The organism is Segatella copri, assembly GCF_026015295.1.
GTDB classification, from domain to species: Bacteria; Bacteroidota; Bacteroidia; order Bacteroidales; family Bacteroidaceae; genus Prevotella; species Prevotella copri_C.
The window spans coordinates 1,119,241-1,141,999 of record NZ_JAPDUW010000001.1 but is presented as its reverse complement, the minus strand read 5'-3'; the positions used below and the strand labels follow the sequence as shown (position 1 = coordinate 1,141,999).

At 45.7% G+C, this 22,759-nt stretch carries 24 protein-coding genes and 2 pseudogenes; 16 read left to right on the top strand and 10 right to left on the bottom strand.

Going from position 1 to position 22,759, the window contains the following annotated elements; translation table 11 throughout:
• Nucleotides 1–129: 129 nt before the first annotated feature.
• The 5 genes from ONT18_RS04765 (at nucleotide 130) to ONT18_RS04745 (ending at nucleotide 6,222) form a co-directional block, all read left to right on the top strand.
• Nucleotides 130–2,352 carry a TonB-dependent receptor gene (locus ONT18_RS04765; RefSeq protein WP_264904370.1) on the top strand — a complete coding sequence of 741 codons (2,223 nt, stop codon included), beginning with the start codon at nucleotides 130–132 and terminating at the stop codon, nucleotides 2,350–2,352.
• Nucleotides 2,353–2,422: 70 nt separating this feature from the next.
• Nucleotides 2,423–3,781: a DUF4374 domain-containing protein gene (locus ONT18_RS04760; protein ID WP_264904369.1), complete on the top strand. Its 1,359-nt coding sequence runs from the start codon at nucleotides 2,423–2,425 to the stop codon at nucleotides 3,779–3,781.
• Between the two features lie 45 nt (nucleotides 3,782–3,826).
• On the top strand, nucleotides 3,827–5,137 hold the full coding sequence (locus tag ONT18_RS04755) for a DUF4374 domain-containing protein (protein WP_264904368.1): 1,311 nt from the start codon (nucleotides 3,827–3,829) through the stop codon (nucleotides 5,135–5,137).
• Nucleotides 5,138–5,173: 36 nt separating this feature from the next.
• A complete protein-coding gene (locus ONT18_RS04750; RefSeq protein ID WP_264904367.1) occupies nucleotides 5,174–5,815 on the top strand; it encodes a nitroreductase family protein in 642 nt (213 codons plus the stop codon).
• Nucleotides 5,812–6,222: an FMN-binding protein gene (locus ONT18_RS04745; RefSeq protein WP_264904366.1), complete on the top strand. Its 411-nt coding sequence runs from the start codon at nucleotides 5,812–5,814 to the stop codon at nucleotides 6,220–6,222. Before ONT18_RS04750 ends, ONT18_RS04745 begins: the two co-directional genes overlap by 4 nt.
• 142 nt (nucleotides 6,223–6,364) lie before the next feature.
• Here the strand turns inward: ONT18_RS04745 and ONT18_RS04740 are convergent, their stop codons facing one another.
• The 10 genes and pseudogenes from ONT18_RS04740 to ONT18_RS04695 form a co-directional block, all read right to left on the bottom strand.
• The gene (locus ONT18_RS04740; RefSeq protein WP_264904365.1) at nucleotides 6,365–6,811 is read right to left on the bottom strand and encodes a PepSY-like domain-containing protein; all 447 of its coding nucleotides are present in this window, start codon (nucleotides 6,809–6,811) and stop codon (nucleotides 6,365–6,367) included.
• A 104-nt stretch (nucleotides 6,812–6,915) separates the two neighbouring features.
• A complete protein-coding gene (locus ONT18_RS04735) occupies nucleotides 6,916–7,353 on the bottom strand; it encodes a ribonuclease H (RefSeq protein ID WP_264904364.1) in 438 nt (145 codons plus the stop codon).
• Nucleotides 7,354–7,355: 2 nt separating this feature from the next.
• The gene (locus ONT18_RS04730; protein ID WP_264904363.1) at nucleotides 7,356–8,036 is read right to left on the bottom strand and encodes a DNA alkylation repair protein; all 681 of its coding nucleotides are present in this window, start codon (nucleotides 8,034–8,036) and stop codon (nucleotides 7,356–7,358) included.
• A gap of 2 nt (nucleotides 8,037–8,038) precedes the next feature.
• Nucleotides 8,039–8,782 (bottom strand): annotated as a pseudogene (locus ONT18_RS17390) (AlkZ-related protein).
• A gap of 179 nt (nucleotides 8,783–8,961) precedes the next feature.
• Nucleotides 8,962–9,792 (bottom strand): nucleotidyl transferase AbiEii/AbiGii toxin family protein, encoded by an 831-nt coding sequence (locus tag ONT18_RS04720; protein WP_238405716.1) that lies wholly within the window; start codon nucleotides 9,790–9,792, stop codon nucleotides 8,962–8,964.
• Nucleotides 9,789–10,415 carry a type IV toxin-antitoxin system AbiEi family antitoxin domain-containing protein gene (locus ONT18_RS04715; protein WP_117728316.1) on the bottom strand — a complete coding sequence of 209 codons (627 nt, stop codon included), beginning with the start codon at nucleotides 10,413–10,415 and terminating at the stop codon, nucleotides 9,789–9,791. The genes ONT18_RS04720 and ONT18_RS04715 overlap by 4 nt, the downstream gene beginning before the upstream one ends.
• 175 nt (nucleotides 10,416–10,590) lie before the next feature.
• On the bottom strand, nucleotides 10,591–10,968 hold the full coding sequence (locus ONT18_RS04710) for a YccF domain-containing protein (protein ID WP_203040493.1): 378 nt from the start codon (nucleotides 10,966–10,968) through the stop codon (nucleotides 10,591–10,593).
• 20 nt (nucleotides 10,969–10,988) lie between these two features.
• A pseudogene (gene trxA, locus ONT18_RS04705) lies at nucleotides 10,989–11,289 on the bottom strand (thioredoxin).
• Nucleotides 11,290–11,291: 2 nt separating this feature from the next.
• The gene (locus ONT18_RS04700) at nucleotides 11,292–12,092 is read right to left on the bottom strand and encodes a YqiA/YcfP family alpha/beta fold hydrolase (RefSeq protein ID WP_264904362.1); all 801 of its coding nucleotides are present in this window, start codon (nucleotides 12,090–12,092) and stop codon (nucleotides 11,292–11,294) included.
• 22 nt (nucleotides 12,093–12,114) lie between these two features.
• Nucleotides 12,115–12,744, bottom strand: a complete 630-nt coding sequence (locus ONT18_RS04695) for a recombinase family protein (RefSeq protein ID WP_264904361.1) — start codon at nucleotides 12,742–12,744, stop codon at nucleotides 12,115–12,117.
• 547 nt (nucleotides 12,745–13,291) lie between these two features.
• On the opposite strand from ONT18_RS04695, the gene ONT18_RS04690 reads away from it, so the two are divergent.
• The 11 genes from ONT18_RS04690 to ONT18_RS04640 all read left to right on the top strand — a co-directional run bounded on the left by ONT18_RS04690 (nucleotide 13,292) and on the right by ONT18_RS04640 (nucleotide 22,758).
• Nucleotides 13,292–14,170 carry a hypothetical protein gene (locus ONT18_RS04690; protein ID WP_264904360.1) on the top strand — a complete coding sequence of 293 codons (879 nt, stop codon included), beginning with the start codon at nucleotides 13,292–13,294 and terminating at the stop codon, nucleotides 14,168–14,170.
• Nucleotides 14,171–14,182: 12 nt separating this feature from the next.
• Complete coding sequence (locus ONT18_RS04685; protein ID WP_094880475.1) at nucleotides 14,183–14,638, top strand: hypothetical protein; 456 nt, start codon at nucleotides 14,183–14,185, stop codon at nucleotides 14,636–14,638.
• Nucleotides 14,639–15,001: a hypothetical protein gene (locus ONT18_RS04680; protein WP_264904359.1), complete on the top strand. Its 363-nt coding sequence runs from the start codon at nucleotides 14,639–14,641 to the stop codon at nucleotides 14,999–15,001.
• Entirely contained in the window at nucleotides 14,991–15,401 is a 411-nt protein-coding gene (locus tag ONT18_RS04675; RefSeq protein WP_094880473.1) for a hypothetical protein, read from the top strand. The genes ONT18_RS04680 and ONT18_RS04675 overlap by 11 nt, the downstream gene beginning before the upstream one ends.
• A gap of 13 nt (nucleotides 15,402–15,414) precedes the next feature.
• Nucleotides 15,415–15,912, top strand: coding sequence for a hypothetical protein (locus ONT18_RS04670; protein WP_264904358.1), 498 nt, complete (start codon nucleotides 15,415–15,417; stop codon nucleotides 15,910–15,912).
• 58 nt (nucleotides 15,913–15,970) lie between these two features.
• Nucleotides 15,971–16,885 (top strand): hypothetical protein, encoded by a 915-nt coding sequence (locus tag ONT18_RS04665; RefSeq protein WP_264904357.1) that lies wholly within the window; start codon nucleotides 15,971–15,973, stop codon nucleotides 16,883–16,885.
• A gap of 266 nt (nucleotides 16,886–17,151) precedes the next feature.
• Nucleotides 17,152–18,609, top strand: coding sequence for a MobV family relaxase (mobV, locus tag ONT18_RS04660; RefSeq protein ID WP_264904356.1), 1,458 nt, complete (start codon nucleotides 17,152–17,154; stop codon nucleotides 18,607–18,609).
• Between the two features lie 48 nt (nucleotides 18,610–18,657).
• On the top strand, nucleotides 18,658–19,998 hold the full coding sequence (locus ONT18_RS04655) for an OmpA family protein (protein WP_144153321.1): 1,341 nt from the start codon (nucleotides 18,658–18,660) through the stop codon (nucleotides 19,996–19,998).
• Nucleotides 19,999–20,120: 122 nt separating this feature from the next.
• The gene (locus ONT18_RS04650; RefSeq protein WP_144153319.1) at nucleotides 20,121–21,203 is read left to right on the top strand and encodes a hypothetical protein; all 1,083 of its coding nucleotides are present in this window, start codon (nucleotides 20,121–20,123) and stop codon (nucleotides 21,201–21,203) included.
• Nucleotides 21,197–21,973 (top strand): hypothetical protein, encoded by a 777-nt coding sequence (locus ONT18_RS04645; protein WP_094880467.1) that lies wholly within the window; start codon nucleotides 21,197–21,199, stop codon nucleotides 21,971–21,973. Before ONT18_RS04650 ends, ONT18_RS04645 begins: the two co-directional genes overlap by 7 nt.
• A 2-nt stretch (nucleotides 21,974–21,975) precedes the next feature.
• Nucleotides 21,976–22,758 carry a metallophosphoesterase gene (locus ONT18_RS04640; RefSeq protein ID WP_144153317.1) on the top strand — a complete coding sequence of 261 codons (783 nt, stop codon included), beginning with the start codon at nucleotides 21,976–21,978 and terminating at the stop codon, nucleotides 22,756–22,758.
• Nucleotide 22,759 lies beyond the last annotated feature (1 nt).

Below are 22,759 nucleotides of genomic sequence, written 5' to 3'. Positions count from 1 at the left end.
CTAACATATTATATAATAAGGTGTAACTGCCTTTTGTATTTATATCACTAAAGAATGTGCTAGGCCCGACGTACAATTACTCCTTATGGTACCACAAATTATTTTCCATCAAACGAAAATAACTTTGATATGATAAGAAGCAACTATATACGTAGGGGCGTATTGGCTCTATGCATGATCATCATGACGATGGCAGCATGGGCACAGCACGATTCAGACTCCCTCAAAAATGATTTCAGTAAGTCACATCAGCAGGATAACTACAGAAAGAAACTGCATGGTGACAAGTTAAAACAAACCCAGCATCTGGGCGAAGTAGTGGTTCGTGGCAACCAGGTGAAGCGTGTCAACTCGTCGGCATTCAATGTCATGGCGGTAGATACACGTCGCCTGCGCAATACCAACCTCGACCTGGCGCATGTTCTCGACCGTGTATCGGGCGTGAAAGTGCGTGAGGATGGAGGTCTTGGCTCTGGCGTAAGCATCAACCTGAATGGCTTTACGGGCAAGCACGTGAAACTCTTTATCGATGGTGTGCCCATGGATGGTGCATCATCCAGTTTCAGCATCAATAATATACCTGCGAGCTTTGCCAACCGCATCGAGGTGTATAAGGGTGTTGTGCCCGTAGATTTCGGCGGCGATGCCCTTGGAGGAGCCATCAATATCGTAACCGACCACTCTCCGCACACATATGTTGACGCCAGCTATAGCTATGGTTCGTTCAACACACATCGTAGTAATCTCTCTCTAGGATGGACGGGCAGATCGGGGCTTATGCTCCGTCTGAACGCCTATCAGAATTATTCAGACAACGACTATAAGGTAAAGACGCAATGGACTGATTTGGAGACCAATGCGGTAAGTAACGACGAGGCATGGTTCCGCCGGTTTCACGACAGATACCACAACGAGGCTGTTATCTTCCAGCTGGGTGTGGTAGATAAGAAATGGGCCGACAAGCTCGTTTTCGGCTTGAACTATAGCCATGAATATGCACAGATACAGAACGCCAACCTGATGAAAATCGTGTTTGGCGGCAAGTATCGCACAGCGCAAGGATGGACTCCCTCGCTGCTCTACGAGAAGCGAAATCTTGCTATCCCAGGTTTGAACTTCCGATTGTCGGCACGTTACGACATGGTGAAGACCAATAATGTGGATACGCTCAGCCGCACCTATAGCTGGACGGGTGAGTATAAGGTGAATGCCTATCAGGGCGAGGGAGTTCCTACGCTTGCCGAATTCAAGGGCTACACCCTGGCTACCGTTGCCAACCTGACCTATCATCTTGGCGACCAGCATTTCTTTACGCTCAACGATACCTATACCCATTATCGCCGTCGTACAACCAATGCTGCCTCCAATAGTGTTCAGAGTTCTGCAGCCACCTTCATGCGCCGCATCAATGCCAAGAACACCTTGGGAGTATCCTACAAGTTTATCCCCAACCAGCATTGGAATCTGGTTGCTTTCCTGAAGTACTACGATTCGCATGTAAGAGGCCCTGTGAATATCGCTTCTTCCGGACGCGCCGACTATCAGGAGCAGGAACGTTCTACAGACGCATTGGGCTATGGTGTGGCAGGTACTTACTTCCTGTTAAACAAAGACTTGCAGGTAAAACTGTCGTATGAGCGAACCTATCGTCTGCCCACCGACCGTGAGCTCTTTGGTGATGGAGATTATGAGGATGGCAATGCTACGCTCCGCCCGGAGAAGAGCGACAATGTGAATCTCAACCTGGGCTATCAGCACACATTCAATGATGTGCATACTCTGAGTATAGATGCAGGTTTCAACTATCGCTATGTTACAGATTACATCATCCGAACCATCGGTCAGAAGGGTGTAGCCGTAAGTACCAACCACGGCAAGGTGCTGGGAATGGGAATGGATCTGGGCTTGCATTACTATTATAAAGATGTGGCAAGTATCGGTGGAAACTTCTCCATGCAGAACACCCGCGACCGCGAGCGACTCAACAGTATCGGAGCTGAATCGGTAACCTATGGCGACCGTGTTCCCAACCTGCCTTACACCTTTGGCGGAGCTGACGCAAGCTATACTTTCAAGCATGTGCTTGGCAAGGCAAACCGACTCACCATAGGATGGGATATGAGATACGTACACAAGTTCTTCCGCTCATGGGCAAGCGAAGGAGCCAAGCTCTATGTGCCTGAGCAGTTGAGCCATGATGCAAACCTGGTTTATGCAATACAAGGCGGAAAATACAACGTGTCGCTGGAGGCAAACAACTTTACCAATGCATTGCTCTATGACAATTATAGTCTTCAGAAGCCGGGTCGCAGTTTCAGCATCAAGTTCCGCTATGTATTTTATAAGCAATAGAGCTGGCGTTATCTTTGGAAAATATTGATTCAGAATATATTATAATTAATCAGTAACATACGTTTAAAGAATGAAAAAGACTTATTTATCACTGTCGGGAATGGCAGTGACAGGGCTATTCTTGTGCCTTTTCGGAATGAGTTGCGCTCTTACCAGCTGTGGCAGCAGTGAAGACCCTCTGGGTGCAGATAGTGGTTCGGAAAACGAAAATGGAGGAGGTTCATCTTCGGGTTCAGGTTCTGAGGAAGCTGTGAAGAACGGAAAGGGTTCTTACTTCATTGCCGTAAAGACGGACAATGGAACGGAATACATCATGCAGACCAACAGTCTGACTGCTGGCAATCTTGACATCAGAAACAACATCATGGAATTGCCACAGACGGAATATACCTGGGTATTCAACAACCACGATGCTATCGGCATGGTTTACCAGCAGCAGTTTGCCGGTCTGGGATATGGATTGCGCTGGACATCGGATGAATCGCAGTTCTCGAAGCTGGGTGAGTTCCGCATCGATACCCGCTTCTCCAACTATGGCTTCTTCAACGGTCAGTTACTTACCAGCGTAGGCGGACAGGTTTCTGCCGATGGCAAGCGAAACGACGGAGCCACCTTTGCCTTCTGGAACATCACAAGCGATGGAGTGAAGCTCGATCATACCAAGACCATCTGGACGGAAGATATTACCGGAAATGGTCAGCAGGTTACCTTCTCCAGCATCATCGACAATGGCGACGGAACTTTCCTCACCGCCATGGTTCAATCAGCATTCCACCAGACGGGAACAGGCGATGGCTCCAGCATAGGTGATGTGAAATATCCTGACAGTGTATGGGTAGCAAAGATGGATAAAGACCTGAACGTACTGAAGGTTTATCGTGACGACCGAATCAGCTATGCTGCCGGACAGTATCGCTCTCAGGTTCTCCACGAAGTATTCAAGACCAACGATGGCACGGTGTATGTCTTCTCCAACGCATTCAATACGGCTACTACCCGCAAGGCTGGTGCCCTTCGCATCAACAAGGGAGCTGAGGAATTTGACAAGGATTATTATTTCGACATCCAGACTCCAGCCGATGGCTACAAGTTCCGCCGTGTTTGGTACATAACAGACAGCAAGTTCCTGCTCGAAATCTACAACGAGAAGAATATCAGTACCATTACAGCCGGACACCAGTTTGCCATCGTTGACATGGCTACCAAGAAATTCACCTGGCTCAGTGGAATCCCTGCGAGGAATCTCATCACATCGGGTGCAGAGACAGGTGGCGTTCCGATGTATGCAGATGGAGTCATCTATCTTCCTATCACCCAGTTTGGACAAGATGCGGCCATCTATCAGGTGAATCCTGAAACGGGAGTGGCAACCAAGGGAATCAGCATCAAGGGTGCGACTGAAATCAGAACACTCGGAAAGTTGAACTGAATTTATTAATTAACAAGCATATTTACAAGTAAAAAAAAGAGAATTATGAAGAAATTTTTCTTTTCAGCTGCACTCATGGCGCTTACATCATGCATGACATTCACATCTTGCTCTGATGATAACAACAATGAGCAGGGTAGTGGTGCTTCTGTCATCGACCCGAAAGAGATGAGTTTTATCGTAACTTCAGGCGACCCTGCTACCGACCTTACCGGTGGAGTCTATATGAAGGTTTATAATGACCTTTCAACAGCCAAGAATGGAGAAAACTTGTATGGTGCTGCAGATGCAGTGAAGTGTTATGACAGTTTCACCCAGGTAACCTACAACAAGACTACGGGCATCTTTACGGGCTACATCTATGCCCGTGGTGCTTCTGCCGAAGGTATCGGAAGCTTGAAGGCTGGTCTTCGCAGTTATCAGGTAGAGAATGGCAAGGTGGTAGAAGTTGGTTCACCTGTCCTGGTTTCCGCTTTCGGTAATACAGGAACGTTTGGCACCTATTCGTATGCAGCCCAAATCAGTCAGCCATACTCTATGGTTGTAGATAAGAACGGTGCAGGCAACAACATCGCCGTAGGTCTTGCCCAGTATGCCATCGATGAGGTAAACCCTAACACCTCAAACATCGTGGATATGGGCGACAACCAGGTGGCAATGGTCGTAAACTACAGCAATCGTGATTCTGCCGCTGTTGCCATCTGCGACTATAGCCTGAACGTCAAGAAGATGATTTATGATAATCGCATCGGCACATCAGTTGGAGCCATGCGTTCTGTTCGCTACACTCAGAGCGGAGCCGATGACAAAGGCAATGTCTATGTATTCTCAGGTTCCAGTGCCACTGACGGCAAGGTGGGTGCTCTCCGCATCAGGAAGGGTGAGACTGAGTTTGATAAGAACTATCAGTTCAATATCTTTGCTGCGTCAGACGGCTACCGTTTCCGCAAGGTATTCCACATCAGTGGCAGCAAGTTCCTTCTGGAATTCTATCTCGACAAGAACAAGTATGGCAACATGGATGCTTCTGGCAAGATGGCGGTAGTGGATATGGAAGCCAAGACATTGACATGGGTAAGTGGACTTCCAGATGCCTCTGCCGTATCCTTTGGCTGGGGCGACGGTTATGCTGATGCTTATTACCTGCCAGTGGCTGCACCTACAAGCATGAATGGTGGTTCAGGAAGCGGTTCTGGTGGAAGCTGGAATCATGCTGAAAAGAGCGTTAGCCGTGCCGAGAGTGCTTCTACCGTTACTCCAACTATCTATAAGATAGATGCAACTACAGGTGTAGCAACTCCATTCATGACCTTCGGCAATGGTGACTTGCTCAAGGCTATTACAATTCTTAAATAATGAATCATATTGTATTTTCAAAAACTTATTTACCATATGTATAAACTCAATAAAATGCTCGTAGTCGCCTTGGCGGCTATGGGCTTTGCTTCGGCAGAAGCACAGACTACACTTCCTGGCAGCATCCAGGAAGCAGTGAAGGACAATGCTGGTGCAAAGGCGGTGATGGAGAATATCATGACCCGCACGAGCGTAAGAAAATTCAAACAGCAACCAGTAGAGGAGGCCAAGATAGAAGCCTTGCTCCGTGCCGGTATGGCTGCACCTACATCGGGCAACATGCAACCGTGGCACTTCGTGGTTCTGAAGGATCAACGGGACATCGAGAAATATGCAGAATCCAACAAGTTTCATGCAGAGGACATCAAGAAGACTCCGCTCTTCATCTTCGTCTGCGCTGACACCACCCGTATGGCTGAAGGTCAGGGCAAGGAACTTTGGGTACAGGATCTGTCAGCCGTTTCCGAAAACATTCTCCTGGCTGCTCATGCCATGGGATTGGGTGCCTGCTGGACAACAATCTATCCTATCCAGAAGAAAGTGAACGGCATTTCAAGAACATTGAATCTTCCGGGAAATCTGATTCCGTTGAATGGCATCATCATCGGTTATCCTGATGAACCGGAGCAGCCAAAGGATAAGTGGGACACCAAGAAGATTACAAACGGAATACGATGAAGAAAATAACTTTGATTTTAGCAGCCATGCTAAGCATGGGAATGGCTAACAGCATGATTGCAACAGCCAAAAGTACTCATTCTGAAGTCATGACCAAGGAAGCTGATGGTACTTACATCGTCAACACCACCACGCTGTGTAAAGACGTAAAAGGATTTCGTGGCAACACCCCTCTTTCTATCTATATCAAGAAAGGTAAAATTGTAGAAATCAAGCCGCTTGCCAACAGGGAGACTCCCAACTACTTCAATAAAGTAAAACAGGGTTTGCTCAACAAATGGAATGGCATGAAAGCCAGCAAGGCTGCTTCTGCCCAAATAGACGGTGTTACAGGAGCTACTTACTCCAGCAAAGCCGTAAAGGAAAATGTGAAACGTGGAATTACTTATTATCTGAAGAATAAGTAGGCAATAGGGAATGAAAATGACCGGAAATGACCATGACCGGAAATGAATATGAGTGAAATGCTCCCAAAAACAAATGGGATGAAAATGTAAAAAGTTACGGAGAATATGAATTGTCTCCGTAACTTTTTTATATAACTGCTTATCAGTCAATATCTATTAATTGGAAATGCTTGTTGAAGGTCAAATCCAATCCATTAGTCAGTTCCACCTCGTATTCATTCTTATTTATTTCAATCTTTTTCACCGATTGTCCTGCATAATTATTCTTCAAGTAGTTCTTGATGGCTTGCGGAATCAGCTGGGCTGGCACGATTCCCTGCTTGCAGTCAATCTCAGTAAGATTTCCCTTTTTGTCGAACTCCAGCTTCGTGCCATTCTGCAGAACAACATCAAAGCTTCTGCTGACAACACCAGACTCAATCGTAGCAAGCATCACCTTCTGACCATTGAAATGATTACTGAGCAAGGTCTGAGCCTTGACAGGAAGTGCATTTACAGAAATAGGCTTGTCGTTGCCCGCATTCGCCACCATATTGCATGAAACCATGCAGCAAATGGCAATCATCAATTTTCGAAAAATTCTTTTCATAAGCTACAAATTAAAAATTTACAATACCTAAGTTGTGATGGATTTCTAAACACCATCTAAGAATTAGACGCAAATCTTGCCTGAAAGTTTAAGGAGAAAGTTTATTACGGCTTCTGATGAAATTCCTTCCTTGTCTTTGCCATTGCTTCCGTAGCCATGTCATGGGTCTCTATCAGCAATGGGCTTTTGTGATATTGCACGATTTTGACCCCGACAGAGTTGTGCCTTTTCTTTTCCTCGATGCATTGAATAATCAAGTCCGGGTTGGCAGACTTTGATGTTGGAGCCTTGTCAAAGTTCTGAATATAGGCAGCGTTTGTCAGGAAGAGAATGTCGGAACCTTCCGGGATTTTCTGCATTACCTTGATCATGAGGGTTAGCATCATGCGGAACTCTGTGGTGTGTAGGTCGCTGATTACATCACGGCTGATGATGCTTCCGTTATGCTCAATCACAACGGCAGCACCACCAGCTCGCTCTTTATGGCCATAATCACATGAGCCACCTATCCAAACGTAATATGTAGAAGTATCTTGTGTCATAATTATTTTATCTTCAATGTCCGCAGATAATCCTTCTGCTCAGGCGTGATTCTGTAGCTATCGATGGCCTTCTGGATGGTCTTGTTGTGCGTCCAGGGAGCAAGACGGTTTTGCTCGATGTAGGGAATTGTTGTGTCCCATTGCTTGGCAAGGGCGGTGGCGAAGAACCAGGCAACCATCATCTTTACGTAATACTCTTCGCTCCTTACTGATGCAGGAATTTCAAGATATTCTGTCTTGAAGTCTTTATCCAGGTAATGAGATATAAGTGTCTCTATTCCAAAGCGACAAGTATAAACATGCAATGAATTACTCCAAGCCTTGATCTTCGCCAACAGCTCCTCTTTGTGTTTGGCAAACACCTTCGGAGACATGATGTCACAAACCGCCCAGTTGTCCACGAATGGCAGGAAGTTGTCGGTAAGACGGATGCATTCCTCGTAGTCCTTCACCTCAGAAATGAGGAGACCGTGAAGCATGTTCTCATCGTAGTATTCGTGAGGAAGCTGATGCAGGAATTCCTTGCATTCTGTCTCCTTTGTAAACTCTTTTGCGAACTTGCGAAGCACAGGCACACGTATGCCTATGAAACTCTCCCCAGGCACTCCCGGTGTCAGTTTGGCTTGGAAAGCAGCATACTGCTTATCCTGCATGGCGAACAGTCTTTCTTGAAGTAAAGTCATTTTTATCCTATTAATTTGATAATCTGTTTATCCGAAGCGTCAGGCAGGATTTCTTTCAGATGCTCGAAAATCCTCTGGTAAGATTCCAGGGGAGTACGGTTGCATTGGCAAGCCTCTCTGCCATAGAGATCTTCGGGAGTATTGAGCAACGACCACCCCCAGCCATATTCATGATTGTGCTTGTCGCGAGGGTAGATGAAATCCTCGGTCACGATGTAAGTCGCCATTTCCAGTCGGGTGAGATAACCGTCAAACTTGCTTCTCATTCCCTTGACCTTCGGTCTTCCTCCTTCTTGCAAGGCAGTGTTGAAGCAAGCTTCACTCTGCTCTTGCTTCGTGCGTCGGTTGCCGGTAAAACCACAGGCAGCTCGAAGTTCTCTCGTGATGAGACTGCCGGTAGATTGAAGCGTGCAGAGAATGGCTCCTTCTATCGATTATTCATCCGGACGGGGGTATTTGCTTCTTCTATAGTTACAGAAGTCCGGCCACCATTCCTGGCTGATGAATCCCGCTTTCTTGTTGAAGAACTTTCCGTACATACACGGCATTTCCTGCACAATCTCGCCCTTCCATTTCCATAATGGCCAGTCCCAACCGCCTTCAGGAAGTCTTACGTAACCGCAATCCTCCGCCACGATGTCTTCGGCAGAGAATCCTTCAATGCCGCTGTCGAGGAGGGGGAGGAAGCCGATTTTCTGAATCAGCTCCATCATGCCTGTTGCTGAATATATTTCTGGAAAATTCATGTTCATTTTATATTTTATCCTGTGTACTTAAACACTTTGACAATATCCTTGTCGCCACCCACAAGCTGGCTGCATCTGTTCAGCATTCCGGTGTCAGAGAAACCGCATTTCTCCATGACTCTTCCCGATGCAGGATTGCCTGTAAAATGGTCTACCCAGATGTTTTCTAAATGTTTCTTTCATTCAAATCTGATCATTTTTGCAAGTTCCATAAAATAGTCATTCGACCAAATATCCAACTCTTTGGGATTCCTGACAAAAGGCAATACGTCTGCCTTTATTTGATTCATGTCTGCCGTGGCAAGTCTTTCATTCAGTTTTTGAAGGAACGTCTCCTTGTCAAGCTCTTCGTGATTGAACTGTAAGGCTCTTTCGCACAAGTGAGTAAAGTCAAGAGGAACATTGTGGCGAACATACCATTCGAAGTCATACCAATCACGTCCCTTGACTCTGTTCTTCCAGGCACGATACACCAGTGCATGCATCTTTCCTGCAAAGAGGGCTGGCAAAGTGAAACATCGTGTCATGAAAGATTGGGGGAGCAGAAGCAACTTCTGTTCTGTTTGGAATTTCAAAGGAGGTTGAGTATCAACTTCAATCTTGATCTTGACAGATTTCTCAGTTTGGAATGTAATGTCATATACATCTGTGTTGTCTTTCAGAAAGGCAGACTCCACTTTTCCAAAGTTCTTTTTGTCCTTCTTTCTGATTTCAACCTCTCTACCTACCATAGCGAATTGGTCAATGATGGGCTGAAAATAATGTGTAAAATCAAAGTTTTCATTCGGAGCAAGCAGGGAAAAATCCATATCCTCAGAGAAACGATGCAATCCATGGAATATACGTAGACATGTTCCACCATAGAAAGCTGCCTCGTTGAAAAAGCCACCATTGTAAAGACCAGAAAGAATAATCTGCTGGTTGACTTCAAAGATAGCATTGCGCTTTTGCAGCTCGGTCGTTATGTCATAGCTCGAAAGCATTTGATTGAATATCTCGTTTGTGTTCATTTCCTTAAATATTTAATTAGAGTTTCTATGGATTTAGACTTTTTTCCAACCTGAGCATATCGTTCAAATATACTTATGTCCATATTTCTGAAATCATCTATTTCCATTCGGATGTCCTCCTCCAGATAGTTCTCTACATCCTTCTGGTAACGTAAATTAACCTTCGGAGAATTTGCGATTAAGTCACAGAGCGCTTTTTCTGGTGTTGCCATCAGAAAGGCGTAACTCTGCATGTTGATGCTTGTAATCCCTATTGAAAAGGCTTCTCTTGACATGTTCTTATACTCAAAACGCCCGACAGGAGTATCAAAACTACGGGAGTGCTTTAGTGTCATAGACTGAGTAGTGTAAACAGCTTCTGGTATTAATCCATAATAACGTAATGCTGTCTGCATTGACACATACGAAGGGGCATAAAGATGATTGGCTATCAGTTCTGTGGATAGAGCAACACGAGACACATTTGGGGCTACCACATAAAGCCCCTTCTTGAGTCGGATAATTTTATGAGCCGCCTCAAGACTGCGTACTTTCTGATTCCCTGCTTCAATATTTGTAAACAATGAAGCTATAGCTGAAGTACTGACTGGTATGTTACCTATATGTTCTAAATCCATTATCATGGTGCAAAAATAGTAAAAATTGGAATAGAAAACGAACTTTTATTTGTTTTTCTGTTCTATTTTTGGCTATTTTAACAAGTCGCTTAGTCAGACCGTTAAACTTTGATGCAGAAATCAGACTACATACTCCGAGTCTGTTATGTACAAATACGTCATCTGCGCAATCTGTATCACTTTAAAATCCCAACTCCACATCCTTTCCGAATGGTGCGAGCGAAAGCCCGGCCATCTTGAAATGCTGTTTTCCCCAAGGAATGCCGATGATCGTTATACATAAGAGAAAGCCGAAGAACAGATGCATGATGCAAGCCCACAATCCCCCGAAAATCAGCCAGAGTAAATTCAGCGGAATGCGAATGCAACCAGTTGGACTATTCGATTCTCTTACTGTAGAGCCAAAAGGCCATAAGCAGAGCAGGCCAATCTTGAATGTCTGTATCGCAAAGGGAATGCCGATGATGGTACATGCAAGAGCCAGACTTCCGGTGAAATAACCGATGGCAGCTTCGAGACCTCCGAAGAGCCACCAAAGTAAGTTTCCTATTATGCGCATAAGATTATTCTTTTCATCTTTTATATCAAGAATGGATCAAGCGTAGCCAGCAGTTCGGCTTTATCTACCACACCGCTTGTGCGCCACAATACTTTCTCCGTTTCGGAAAAGCATCAGCGTAGGCACGGATTGGATGCGGTATTGGCTTGCTGTTACGCCGTACTTGTCCACATCCACCTTGATGATTCGGATGCGGTCGCCCAATACACTCTTCACCTGCTCCAGAATGGGGTGCATCGCCTTGCAAGGTTGGCACCAGGTGGCAAAGAAATCGACCAGAACAAGCTGGCCACTGTTTATTACATTATTGAATGTCTCCATAATTATTTGTCTATTTCCGTGAAACGATTGAAAGTTCTGCCGTCCCTTGTTACTTTCCCGAAGAACATATCTTCCGGTCTTACCCAATAGGCTTGGTCTCCATAGAGAGCCTGATAAACCACCATGCGCTCCTGAGTCCCAGAGTCGAAGGCAGAATGGATGAACCTGTATTTGCCACCCTTAAAGTGCTGGAAATATCTTTCTTCCTTTGCTGAAAACTCCATCAGCATTTTCTGGGCGAGGGGAGCGTACCAGGTCTTCACCTCCTGCTCAGTAGGCGTATGACCGCCAGGGAAATGGAAGGCTTGGTTGTAATGCTGCAGGAAGAGAGGGGAGAAGTGAGCCAGGGTGTCCTGCTCACCAAAAAGTCCCCACACACGATTTTTATAATAGGGGTTGCAATGGTCAAATTGCACGGCTTCCAGCTCTGCAAACTCCTCTATCAGCGCCTCGTCAATCACCAGCTGCTGATTGCCGTCCCTTCTCGGCGCCTTGTATTCATGCTCGCCGATTCGCTCCTTCAGAAACTCCGTCATCATGAAATACGGATTGCCGAGCAGGGCAGGAATGCCCACCACAGGAGCCAGCATTTGGGCGAGGAAAGAGCCGCAGCTGTTGCCCAGAAGCAAGTCGGGCTGCTCCCGGTCGATGGTGGAGCGAATCTCCTTCAGTGCCTCCTTGGGGTGCAAAGGGAGGTCGGGAGTCAGCACCACCGCCGTCCCCTCAAACGCCTCTTTCAAGGCTCTCGCCATCGGACAGCTGCCCGTAGCGAAGAATCCGTGTAGGAATAATATCTTCTTCATGCTCTAATCTTCAATGTCTTGTTTACTTTGTGTCTCTTTTCTTGATAGGTCCGGAGTGGTTGCCTCTATTCAGCTTGATTCCGTTCTTGTTGAGAATGCGGAATATGGAACTTCTGCTTCTGAATCCGCTGGCTCTCCAGATTTCATCTATCGGATGTCCGGCAACATAGAGGTTCACTACAGTCTTCTCTCTGTCGAGTTTCTGCATCTTGCTGGCAGAAACAGGAGGCAGGGACACAATCATCTTCTCCTGAAGTTTTATCACATGCTCTGCAGATTTCCTGAGAGCAAGGACTTCGTCGGGCAGGGAACCCATCATTACCAATACGTCAGATGGCTTGGTTTCCGGAAACAGGATGTTGCTGGAGTCAATCCGGTCGTGGATGCTGATGATGCGAATGACCTTGACCCGGCAGAATTCCAGGAATATTGCCAGTTCACGACTGCCACGCAAGGCGTTGGAAAATTTCGGAATCACGAGTTCATCGCCTCTTTGCAATGCTGCCATCAGTTGTTTCCACAGCGGTCTGTGGCGTTCGTTATCATCACTTTCTTCGATGATTCTTACACAACCGAACTCGTTCATCCATTTGCGGTCTTCTTCCAGTTTGTCATACTGGGATGTAGCCATGATGTAGCCTACTTTTGCCATATCAAAATGTTTTATTGACTGATAACTTGATAGTTATGCGCCTTTTTACGGCAGGATAACACCTGCTCAGGCACGATTCTTCTGCAAAGATACAAATTATATTCAGAAATGGATTCATACTGCCTGTTTTTGTTGGTTCAGCAGACTTGATTTAACCTAATTTATAAAATAGGAGCACATCTTCAAGAATCATACTGCAAAGAGTATGAAACATAAAATAACATAAAGTCTGATTGTAGTGTCGTTAATGTGGAATTTTATCTGTATCTTTGCACGCAAAATTTTCAATTACATGCCAATGGATAATGGGAATACAGTACAGTTGAACAGTTTTGTCGGTTACCTCGGTAACTCTTCTGCAACAGGTCTCAAAAACCAAATGAAAGAAAGTAAAGCAAGTGAAAGAAAAACGACTCAGAAGAGTTTATTCTTTCACTTGCTTTTTTTATGTGCCTTACTCATGATCACCTCATGCAGTGGAAGTCGTCAATATGATTTCAAGTCTTCTGAAGATGCCTTGAAACAATACCAGGCTTTCTTTCAAACTATGAAAGGGCATTCAGACTCTGATGCAGAGCATCTTGCAGACTACATCAACCAGTGGCGCGAGTATGGAGATACCGTCTTGAACTACATCAGGAAGGATCCTTCGTTCAATGCGCACAGTGGGCTTTCCATGAAGTATGATCTGATTTCAGACTCCATCCGCACAGAACTTCTGGGGATGACTGGTAACTGTACTTTGAGTGATGTGGCTTATGTGAAGCTCCACACCTCTTTATATAAGGACAACAAGGAACTCGGCTCTCTGAAGGAAAATGCCTTAAAGTTCTTCGCCACATTGGACAAATCGGCTGCCTATGACCTGGAAGTTCACAGAGCCTTGGCCAACTACTCCAAATTCCTGCTGAGCACTAAGTCGCATGGCATCAAGTCCAGAAAGGAACTCGTGGCGTTCCTGCATGAGGAAGACCGCCATTTCCGTACGTTCCTCGCCCATATCGACGAATGCTCATCCATTGGAATGACGGAAATCACCAACCATACGGCAGACATCTGCTCAGCCATCTACAAGTCTGCTTCCAGGAATAAGCTGCCAGCTTCTGAGACCCTCGTCCTCATGTCGATGCGAACAGACCGCCGTCTGATTCTCAACGCCCAGGTTTGCCGTGACGTTTTGAAGCAAGGAAAAATCAAAGATGCCATGCAAGCCAACGCCTATCTCTGGATGATATTGCAGCCCTATCTCTCGATGGATGCGCTGGCCATTGCCATGCTCACCCCGGAGCAGGCTCAGCTGATGACGGACATCGCCAAGGATTATCCTGCCATCATCACGAGACTTGAAGGCAAGCACCTTGTCAACAAGGAAGTGTCCAACAAGATTCCAGCCCAGCTGATGCGTCTTTACATATCAACCCTCTAATCTTTCATTATCATGTTACAGGAAGCTATCTACAAATTCAAGGCATCCGGCCCCATGCTGTTGCCAGAGCTGATTGACAATTATTGGATTGGCGAGATAAAGGCATACGAAGATTATGCCATTCTTCCCTACGAAGTGCATATTCCACAACCTATAGACAAGGTGATTGATATGTTCGAAATGAATGCCGACCTTGCCATTCTCTACCATCTGGAGCCATCAGTCCATACGGTGTTCGGACATGAATGCTGCGCCTACTGCTATCCGGTCACCGAAAGGATGTTCAAGATCAACTGCAAGACTTCCGCCGATGGACTCATCCACGAGTTGAATGTGACAATTTACAACTCCATCGAACTCATGTCGGCAGATCTTTTTGAAGACCTCCGTCTGCACGAGCGTCGCGGCACGTTCCGGGCTAAGCGAGAACACGTACAGATCATGAATGATTTCAACTGCGGTCTCTAGATGAACAAGAAGACGTATTACCTGATTGCAGACATCATACAAAGATACAGAACATGGATAATAGTTAAAGATACGGAACTGCTGGTAGAGATGAGAATCCTGCAGGATGGGGTGTTGAAGACCCTGTTTTACAAGGGACTTTCGCTCCAGAGTTACAGAGATCATTACTCTTTCAGAAAGAAGCGAACCTGGAAAATCAATGAATACGACTTGAACCAGGGTCTGGCAGCTCTTTGTAGAAAAGATCCGAGCGCCAAGGGTAGAGTAGAGAAGGGCACTCTCACCCAGCGTGATGTCGAATACATTATAGAGAAAGCATCCTTCGGAATCGTCAAACTTGAATTAAGCGATTATGAGTACTAAACGAAAAGTATATACATTCTATATAATAGCCATCCTGGTAATGGTGCTTGTTCTGATGCTCTTTGATTTAAACATCATGGCCAAGGCGATTGTCGGACTGATGATAGTCTTCTGCATCTTCGTGATGCGAAGCATTCAGACGGCTTATCAGCTTCCTGATGACATCGACCCTGATACGATGCTCCCGATAGAGCCTCATGGCAAATCGACTGCAGCCATGTCCACAGAGAAGTTAGACCACAATTCCAATGTGGATCTCTATCTCCGTCTTCTTATAGAAGCAGATGAAGAACTGGCGAAAGACCCGACCATAGACCAGATGTCACCCAGTTACAACATCCAGTTAAATAACAGAATTGCCGAGCGACTTGAATCACTCGACAAAGGTAATAACAAGTAAAATAAAGGAATATATGATACAGATATTAACCCTCATCCGGTTTGCCTTTCCGTTCCTCCTGCTGACAGCGTTTTTCTGTCTTTACAGGAAGGAATATGGATTCATGAAGCGGTTTATGTGGAAGATGGCCATGTTTCAGAGTGCAAGAAATCTCTATGCCTATCTGGTCGTGCTGATGCTTATCTTCATCAACTGGTGTTGCCATGTCACGGCTCCCAATCTCTCTGTCGTAGTGTCAACGCTCCTGACCCTGGTATTGCTCAACAAGAAAATTGCAGAAAGCACCTTCCATCTTTTGCATGAGAGGAAAAAGCTGTGGTTCGCCACCTTGCTGCTCTCGATGGTTTGCTACGCCTTACCTTATATGAACAGCATATCTCTGTTCCTCTTTACTATCAGTGTGGCAGCAGTCTTCTATCCATCTGAAAGAGTTCTTCAGCTGAAGAGCCATTCTGAGGCCATCAACAACCCGAAGGATCTGCTTGCGCTGATTATCAGAAATTACTATTAGGTGCCACCTGCAACTGGCACAGAATCATATCCACTTGCTCAACATTCCAAAATCAAAAATGACTCAAATGACTCATCACCCCAATCAACAGACTCCCGAAGCAGACAGATGCAGAGGTGTTGACCGTTCGTTGCTGGAGTTTCTGAAGCCGAAAGCAGAGGAACGTTACAGCAAGCTGGAAGCCTACTGCGACCTGCTTTCGAAAGCATCCTCAGGAGCCTATCAGTCTCCGGGAACCGACGGAGCACTCCAACTGTTGCCCGGTCAGTTCGTTGCCACCATTTCCGAACTTGGCCGTCAGTGGCAATGGCAGCGTGCCACGGTTCGCCAGTTTATCTCCGGGCTCACCAAACTTGGTCAGCTTTCCGTAGAGCCATACTCCAAGAGCTTCATCTTCTCTGTCAATCTGGAGCAACGTCTCTCTCTTCTTATCGAGAGTCCGGACGACATCCTCGACTTCTGCGCCATGCAGTTCATCCGCTTCATCAAAGGCAGATCCACTGCCAAGGAAGTGGCCGATTCCTACAGCCGTTATTACGACTTGAAGATGAACATGGCCAAGCAGGAAGGATATGGGGGCATTCCTGCCAGGCGTGTACTCAACCAGCAGGCCCAGGTGTTTGATTCACTGGCAGTTTCCATTCTCCGTTATCTCAATCAGGAGAAAGAACTGCCTGAGGAGCTATCAGATTCTGTGAGCCTACTCTTCGGAAAAGACCACGTCTGGGACTGGCACAAAGTAATCGATTCTCTTGGCATTCTGGCTAAAGCCATCAGTGTCAACACCAAGCCGAGTTATATGGACGAAGTGCCCACCCGATATTCGAAAGCGGAGATAGTACTTCTGGATTGCATCTTCGAGCACTACATCTCCGGCTCCGCATCCAACTACTGTATGAATCCCCCTCGTCCTCTTACTGAGGCCAGGGAGCCATCCGGAAAGGTAGCACCTGCGGAATCTTCCGACGATTAAAAACAACAGTCATATTCCCTTTATTCCATGCGAGGCACGCTGATGGCGATCAGGACGCCCGTTAGCACATCGCTGAATGATTTCAAGCAACGTGAGGCAGCGTGCTTGCACGTGCCACTTTTTTTCAGTCTTGGGAAGCCTAATACCCCGACCTACAAAAGTAGTCGGGAGGGCTGACCAGATAAACAGCAAGCTGGGTCAGATTTCCTTGTGTTGCCAAGACTGAAAAAGGCTCCTGGAGTAAGGACTATAGAAAAAAATACGATATGGGAACATTATCAAAACAGGTCATGGACATCAAGGTTACCAAAGGTCTCGCTTCGGTAGGCAACGAAGAGTTGAGAGACTGGACGGAGAAGGGATGGAACCAGGCCATGCGTGAAGGCAACTACGACCGTAGCCGTGAGCATCTCAACTTCGAGATCCGTCCAGGTGGCATTGTCGCCCCGATAGACAAGAGCCGTCCGCTTACCAGACGCATGGCAGAAAATCTCGCCTCACGTGGCATCAAAGACCCCAACGAAGGACTGGCAGAACCACGTTTCCGAACCGTGGTGAATTTCATCTTTGGAGGTTCAACGGAACGTATGCGAGAGCTTGCCTTTGGCAATCAGAAGGTAGATTTTGAAAGCAAGGGTGGTAATGAGCATATCCAGCGAATGCCAGAAATAGAAAAGTGGGCACAGGATATCTACCACTTTGTGGCAGATAAATATGGAGAGGAAAACATCGTCTCCTTCATCGTCCACTGCGATGAGAAAAATCCGCATGTCCACTGTGCTCTTCTGCCTATTGATAAGGATAAAAAGTTCGCCTTCAAGAAAATCTTTCATGGTCAGAACCGTATAGATTACAAGAACTATCTTCTTGCCCTGCACGATGAACTGGCCAAGGTCAATGAAAAATGGGGACTCACAAGAGGGGTGTCGATAGCAGAGACTGGAGCACGTCATCGTTCAACGGAAGAGTATCGACGATGGCTTGCCAACGAGTGCGTGACGCTCGAAGCCCAGATGCTGAACACCCGGAAAGCCCTCGAAGATCTGAATATGGAACTCTCCATCGCCCAGAAGAAGCAGAAATCCTTCACCTCCATGATCGAGAATCTGAAGCCAGAAATCAACCGCCTTGAAGCAGAACTCAAACCGCTGAGAGCCTTGCAAGCTAATAGCGACAACATCAGTGCCGACATCGCCCGTAAGATTCAGAGTCTTGAACAGCAGAAGGCTTTGGTGGAAGATAAACTGGCAGACAAGGAGAAGAAACTTTCAGAGACCAACCAGTTGCTTGACACCCTCCGCAAGGACAAGGAAGAGATTGAGAGGCAGGCAAGTGAACTGGAAGACAAAGCCAACCAGTCTGAACTTTCCTGGGCTCACAACATGAGCTACCATCTCAACGGAGTGATGCTCGACACCATGGCACATGAGTTTGCCATTCGCTTCCCGAATCTTCCCGACAGCGTGAAACTCGACTTCGACGGCACGCTTCTCTGTCAGTTGGCTGAAGACGGAAACCATGTCGTCAAGGTAGCCTTGAACCTCGTGTGCGGTTTCGTGGATGATGCCACGACCATCGCACAGACGCATGGAGGTGGAGGCGGCAGTCCAGGCTCTGGATGGGGGAAACGGCCAGACGAAGACGATAGGGAGTGGGCAAGAAGATGCCTGGCAATGGCACGCAAAATGTGCGCTCCGTCCGTCGGAAGAAGAAAGAAGATGTAACACCATGCTCATTTGTTACGCAAGTAATCAATCATCAAAGACAACAACATGAGAAAGAAAATATTTTCAATAGCAATGATGTGCCTGGCTGCAATGACAGCTTCGGCACAAACTGCCGGACAGAGTTCTGACAGTCTTTATATCCAGAAATCATACAGTCAGGAGCAGATGCTCATGCCTGTGAATCCTACATATCTCAAGCATGTAAGCGAAGCAGCCAACTGGGGTAGAAATTGGTTTATAGAAGCAAAGGGCGGGGCTTCAGCTTTTCTTGGGACGCCCATTGGTTGCGGTGACGTGTTCGACCGTGTCACTCCTCTCTTGCAGATAGGAGTCGGCAAATGGTTCACGCCCGCAATCGGTGGACGAATAGGATTTCAGGGACTCAGCTTTAAGAACGCAGAGTTCCATACGATGAAGTATCAGTTTGTCCATGCAGACTTTCTGTACAACATCACGTCCGGCATCCGTCAGAACGAAAGCGGAATCCCTCTTTGGGATGTGATTCCCTTCGTAGGTGTCGGCATGATTCATAATTCCGACTGGATCAACAACTGTACCTGCCAGGGCGGTTCAAGTGGCAGTCATCCGTTTGCTTTCACCTATGGCGTGGAAGCCCGTTACCGCATCAGCGACCGTGTTCATCTCGTAGGAGAGGTGAGAGGAATGCTGACCGCCAGGAACTTTGACGGCATCGGAACTTCTACCAAGTTCGGTGACAACATGCTTTCCGTTTCAGCCGGTCTGTCCTTCACGATAGGCAAGACGGGGTGGAAGCGAGTAGTGGATGCTACTCCTTACATCGAGCAGAATCTCGCCCTTCAGGACTACATAGCCTACATGAGGGATAGGAATGCTCATCTGGAAAAGCGACTTGCAGGAAATGATGATGGCAAGACCGTCTATCCGAAAAACAGCTACAGTGGTCTCAACTCCCTCCGTGCCCGACTCTCGATGAATGGCAAAAGCAAGCAGGGTGTAATGGGCAGCGGTGATGGCAACATGGCAGGTCATGCAGATGGCTATCGCCCAGATTCCCTTTCATCTTCTGACCACTTGAAAGTAAGCATTGGTGTTCCGGTGTATTTCTTCTTCAAACTCAACTCCGACAAACTGGTTGACAAGTCACAACTCGTGAACCTCGACGACATTGCGAAGATGGCCAAGCAGGAAAATCTGAAGATTAAAATATCCGGTGCAGCCGATAGTGCTACTGGCACTCAGTCCGGCAACCAGGATTTGGGTAAGCGACGTGCCAAGTTCATAGCCAAGGCACTCATCAAGCGAGGTGTAGATAAAAGCCAGATCAAAGCCTACAACTTAGGCGGAATCGACAAATATGCGGCGAATGAGGCAAACCGCTTCACAACCGTTGTTTTGCTGAAATAGGCTAAAACGTGTATTCATGAATACGTGAATACATGTACACATATATACATAATATATACTGAATGTAGCTTTTGAGTAAAAGCACTAAAATTCTTCTCTCATACATCAAGGGGAGTTTGCTCGTGATGAGTAAACTCCCCATAATTATCTTAAAAAAACTTATTTATTCAATAGAATGTTTTGATATTCAGAATATAATCATTATATTTGCACGTAATATTAGTGGCGATATTATGTGCAATATTAAATATTATATAGATGAAACAGCTGCATATTTCGGCAATATGTTGGGCGAAAAAGTAGCTTTGGAACCAGCAGATAAAGATTTGTTGGAAGGAATCCCTATGAATGTTTCTTCCAGGTTCTCTTTTTATAAAGGATGTATTTTGGGGCAGCACATTTTGATGGCTTACCTAAAGGATGGTGACTCAGTACCACCTGCCCAGTTGAAGAAGCAATTGGATATTATACATCGACAGACACAGCTCTTCGTCGTATTAATCACTCCATGCATTTCATCTTATAATAAGGTAAGATTGGTGGCACAAAAAGTTAACTTTGTTATCCCCAACAGGCAAATGTTCCTGCCATCTCTTTTGCTTGACATCCAGCCAGACAGAAAGGTGGGCTTGGATTTGAAAGAAACCATTCCTCCCTTTGCCCAATGTTTGTTGCTTTATCATTTGCAGATTGAATCCATTGTTGGGACAACTGGTTATGGACTGAGCGATAAGTTTGGCGTTTCTTATGCGACAGCAAACAAATCATTGCGCTGGCTTGTCTCCAAAGATCTGATTAAGTTGGAAGGAGTAAAGACAAAGACGGTGCAAATTGATATAAGCAATAGGGAACTTTGGAATAAAGCATTGCCAATGTTAGTCTCTCCGATAGAGCAGCTTTACTATACGGATGCTATACTTGAAGGACAACAGATAAGTGGGGTGAATGCACTGGCTTCCTACACGATGCTTAATGAAGAATCAAGGCAGTGTTGGGCTGTTACAAAGAAAGAACTGAAAATTTTGGCCGTCGCAACCGACAAGCAGTTCGGAGAAAATGAAATCCAAGTTTGGAAGTATAATCCCAAAATGTTAAGTACAGAAGGAGTAGTTGATAAGCTCTCGCTTTATCTGTCATTGAAAGACAATGAAGATGAGCGAATACAAATAGAGTTAGAACGATTGATAAATGAAATGTCATGGTAAGAGGAATAGATACATTCAAGGAGTTCTTCAAAGGTTTTGAGGACAATTATGTTATAATAGGTGGTACGGCATGCGAAATCCATGAGGATTTGTATGCTCAGGTACCTCGTGCTACTAAGGATATTGACATTATCTTAGTGGTTGAAGCTTTGTCGGCTGAGTTTGTAGCCAAATTCTGGGAGTTTGTAAAGAAGGGCAATTATGAGCAGCGAAACAAGGGTGTTAATGAGAATGTTGAGCCCAAACATGAATATTTCCGCTTCATGAAGCCTGCTAATTCTGCTTTCCCATATCAGGTTGAACTCTTTTCACGAAGTCTTGGCTTGATGAATTTCCCAGAGGAGGCTCGTATTACACCGATTCCAGTGGATGAAGACCTTTCAAGTTTATCGGCAATACTCATGGATGAAGACTATTATCGTTTCACGATAGAACATAGCTTGCAGGAAGATGGCGTGCATATCGCCAACATCGAGAGTCTTATCTGTTTGAAAAGCAAGGCTTTCTTGGATTTGAGTCAAAGAAAAGCTAAAGGTGAAAGTGTTGATAGCAAGCATATTGCAAAGCATAAGAAAGATGTTTTTCGTCTTGCAGCAATGCTTACTCCAGCAAGTAGATATGAACTGCCCAATACATTAAAAACTGATGTTTGTGACTTTTGTGATGCTATCATGCAGGATTTGCCTAATGCCGATTTCATCAAGTCAGCAGGTCTTGGCAATGTGACAAGCCTGCAGATTATAGAACAACTTAAGAAATCAATGTTGTAGTCATGGTTAAGATACAATATGCTTCAGATTTGCATTTGGAATTCATGGAGAATACCCTGTATTTGGAGACTCATCCTCTTCAGCCAGTTGCTGACATCCTGGTGTTAGCTGGAGATACTGGCTATTTAGATGATGAAGGCTTTGTCAAGCATCCATTCTGGGATTGGGCTTCAGAGAATTTCAAGGAAGTAATAGTAATACCAGGTAATCATGAGTTTTATTTGGGTTATGACTTGGGGCAACTCCATGATGGATGGTGCATGGAAATTCGGCACAATATCAAATGCTATTATAATGCAGTAATACATCTTTCGGATGATACAGACCTCATCGTTTCTACACTATGGGGATATATAGAGCCGCAGGATGCTTTTTCAACCGAGCGCAGAGTAAATGATTTCTACCGTATTAAGGATTGTGGCGTTGTGATAAATAGTGAACGGTTTAATCAAGAGCATGCTAAGTGCCGTGCTTTCATCGAAAAGGCTGTTAGTGAGAGCCAGGCAAAGCATATTGTTGTGGCAACGCATCATGTTCCATCATTTCAACTGGTGTCTCCGGATTTCAAGGGAAGTCCGATAAACGGTGCTTTCACAGCAGAGCTGGGGAACTTCATTGCTTATAGCCGAATAGATTATTGGATTTATGGTCATTCTCATCGTAACATAGACAGGATAATAGGAAATACTCAATGTGTTTCGAATCAGCTTGGGTATGTGAGTCATGGAGAATCTGAGTCTTTTGATTCAAAGAAATGTATTGATCACTTAAATCGTCGGTCATGAC

Excerpts from the sequence above, each read along its gene's own strand:
- ONT18_RS04745 (WP_264904366.1), top strand. The coding sequence starts at position 5,812 with ATGAAGAAAATAACTTTGATTTTAGCAGCCATGCTAAGCATGGGAATG.
- ONT18_RS04740 (WP_264904365.1), bottom strand. The coding sequence starts at position 6,811 with ATGAAAAGAATTTTTCGAAAATTGATGATTGCCATTTGCTGCATGGTT.
- ONT18_RS04765 (WP_264904370.1), top strand. The coding sequence starts at position 130 with ATGATAAGAAGCAACTATATACGTAGGGGCGTATTGGCTCTATGCATG.
- ONT18_RS04755 (WP_264904368.1), top strand. The coding sequence starts at position 3,827 with ATGAAGAAATTTTTCTTTTCAGCTGCACTCATGGCGCTTACATCATGC.
- ONT18_RS04670 (WP_264904358.1), top strand. The coding sequence starts at position 15,415 with ATGATACAGATATTAACCCTCATCCGGTTTGCCTTTCCGTTCCTCCTG.
- ONT18_RS04645 (WP_094880467.1), top strand. The coding sequence starts at position 21,197 with ATGGTAAGAGGAATAGATACATTCAAGGAGTTCTTCAAAGGTTTTGAG.
- ONT18_RS04685 (WP_094880475.1), top strand. The coding sequence starts at position 14,183 with ATGTTACAGGAAGCTATCTACAAATTCAAGGCATCCGGCCCCATGCTG.
- ONT18_RS04735 (WP_264904364.1), bottom strand. The coding sequence starts at position 7,353 with ATGACACAAGATACTTCTACATATTACGTTTGGATAGGTGGCTCATGT.
- ONT18_RS04730 (WP_264904363.1), bottom strand. The coding sequence starts at position 8,036 with ATGACTTTACTTCAAGAAAGACTGTTCGCCATGCAGGATAAGCAGTAT.
- ONT18_RS04760 (WP_264904369.1), top strand. The coding sequence starts at position 2,423 with ATGAAAAAGACTTATTTATCACTGTCGGGAATGGCAGTGACAGGGCTA.
- mobV (WP_264904356.1), top strand. The coding sequence starts at position 17,152 with ATGGGAACATTATCAAAACAGGTCATGGACATCAAGGTTACCAAAGGT.
- ONT18_RS04640 (WP_144153317.1), top strand. The coding sequence starts at position 21,976 with ATGGTTAAGATACAATATGCTTCAGATTTGCATTTGGAATTCATGGAG.
- ONT18_RS04715 (WP_117728316.1), bottom strand. The coding sequence starts at position 10,415 with ATGATAATGGATTTAGAACATATAGGTAACATACCAGTCAGTACTTCA.
- ONT18_RS04690 (WP_264904360.1), top strand. The coding sequence starts at position 13,292 with ATGAAAGGGCATTCAGACTCTGATGCAGAGCATCTTGCAGACTACATC.
- ONT18_RS04680 (WP_264904359.1), top strand. The coding sequence starts at position 14,639 with ATGAACAAGAAGACGTATTACCTGATTGCAGACATCATACAAAGATAC.
- ONT18_RS04665 (WP_264904357.1), top strand. The coding sequence starts at position 15,971 with ATGACTCAAATGACTCATCACCCCAATCAACAGACTCCCGAAGCAGAC.
- ONT18_RS04750 (WP_264904367.1), top strand. The coding sequence starts at position 5,174 with ATGTATAAACTCAATAAAATGCTCGTAGTCGCCTTGGCGGCTATGGGC.
- ONT18_RS04655 (WP_144153321.1), top strand. The coding sequence starts at position 18,658 with ATGAGAAAGAAAATATTTTCAATAGCAATGATGTGCCTGGCTGCAATG.
- ONT18_RS04700 (WP_264904362.1), bottom strand. The coding sequence starts at position 12,092 with ATGAAGAAGATATTATTCCTACACGGATTCTTCGCTACGGGCAGCTGT.
- ONT18_RS04675 (WP_094880473.1), top strand. The coding sequence starts at position 14,991 with ATGAGTACTAAACGAAAAGTATATACATTCTATATAATAGCCATCCTG.
- ONT18_RS04695 (WP_264904361.1), bottom strand. The coding sequence starts at position 12,744 with ATGGCAAAAGTAGGCTACATCATGGCTACATCCCAGTATGACAAACTG.
- ONT18_RS04720 (WP_238405716.1), bottom strand. The coding sequence starts at position 9,792 with ATGAACACAAACGAGATATTCAATCAAATGCTTTCGAGCTATGACATA.
- ONT18_RS04710 (WP_203040493.1), bottom strand. The coding sequence starts at position 10,968 with ATGCGCATAATAGGAAACTTACTTTGGTGGCTCTTCGGAGGTCTCGAA.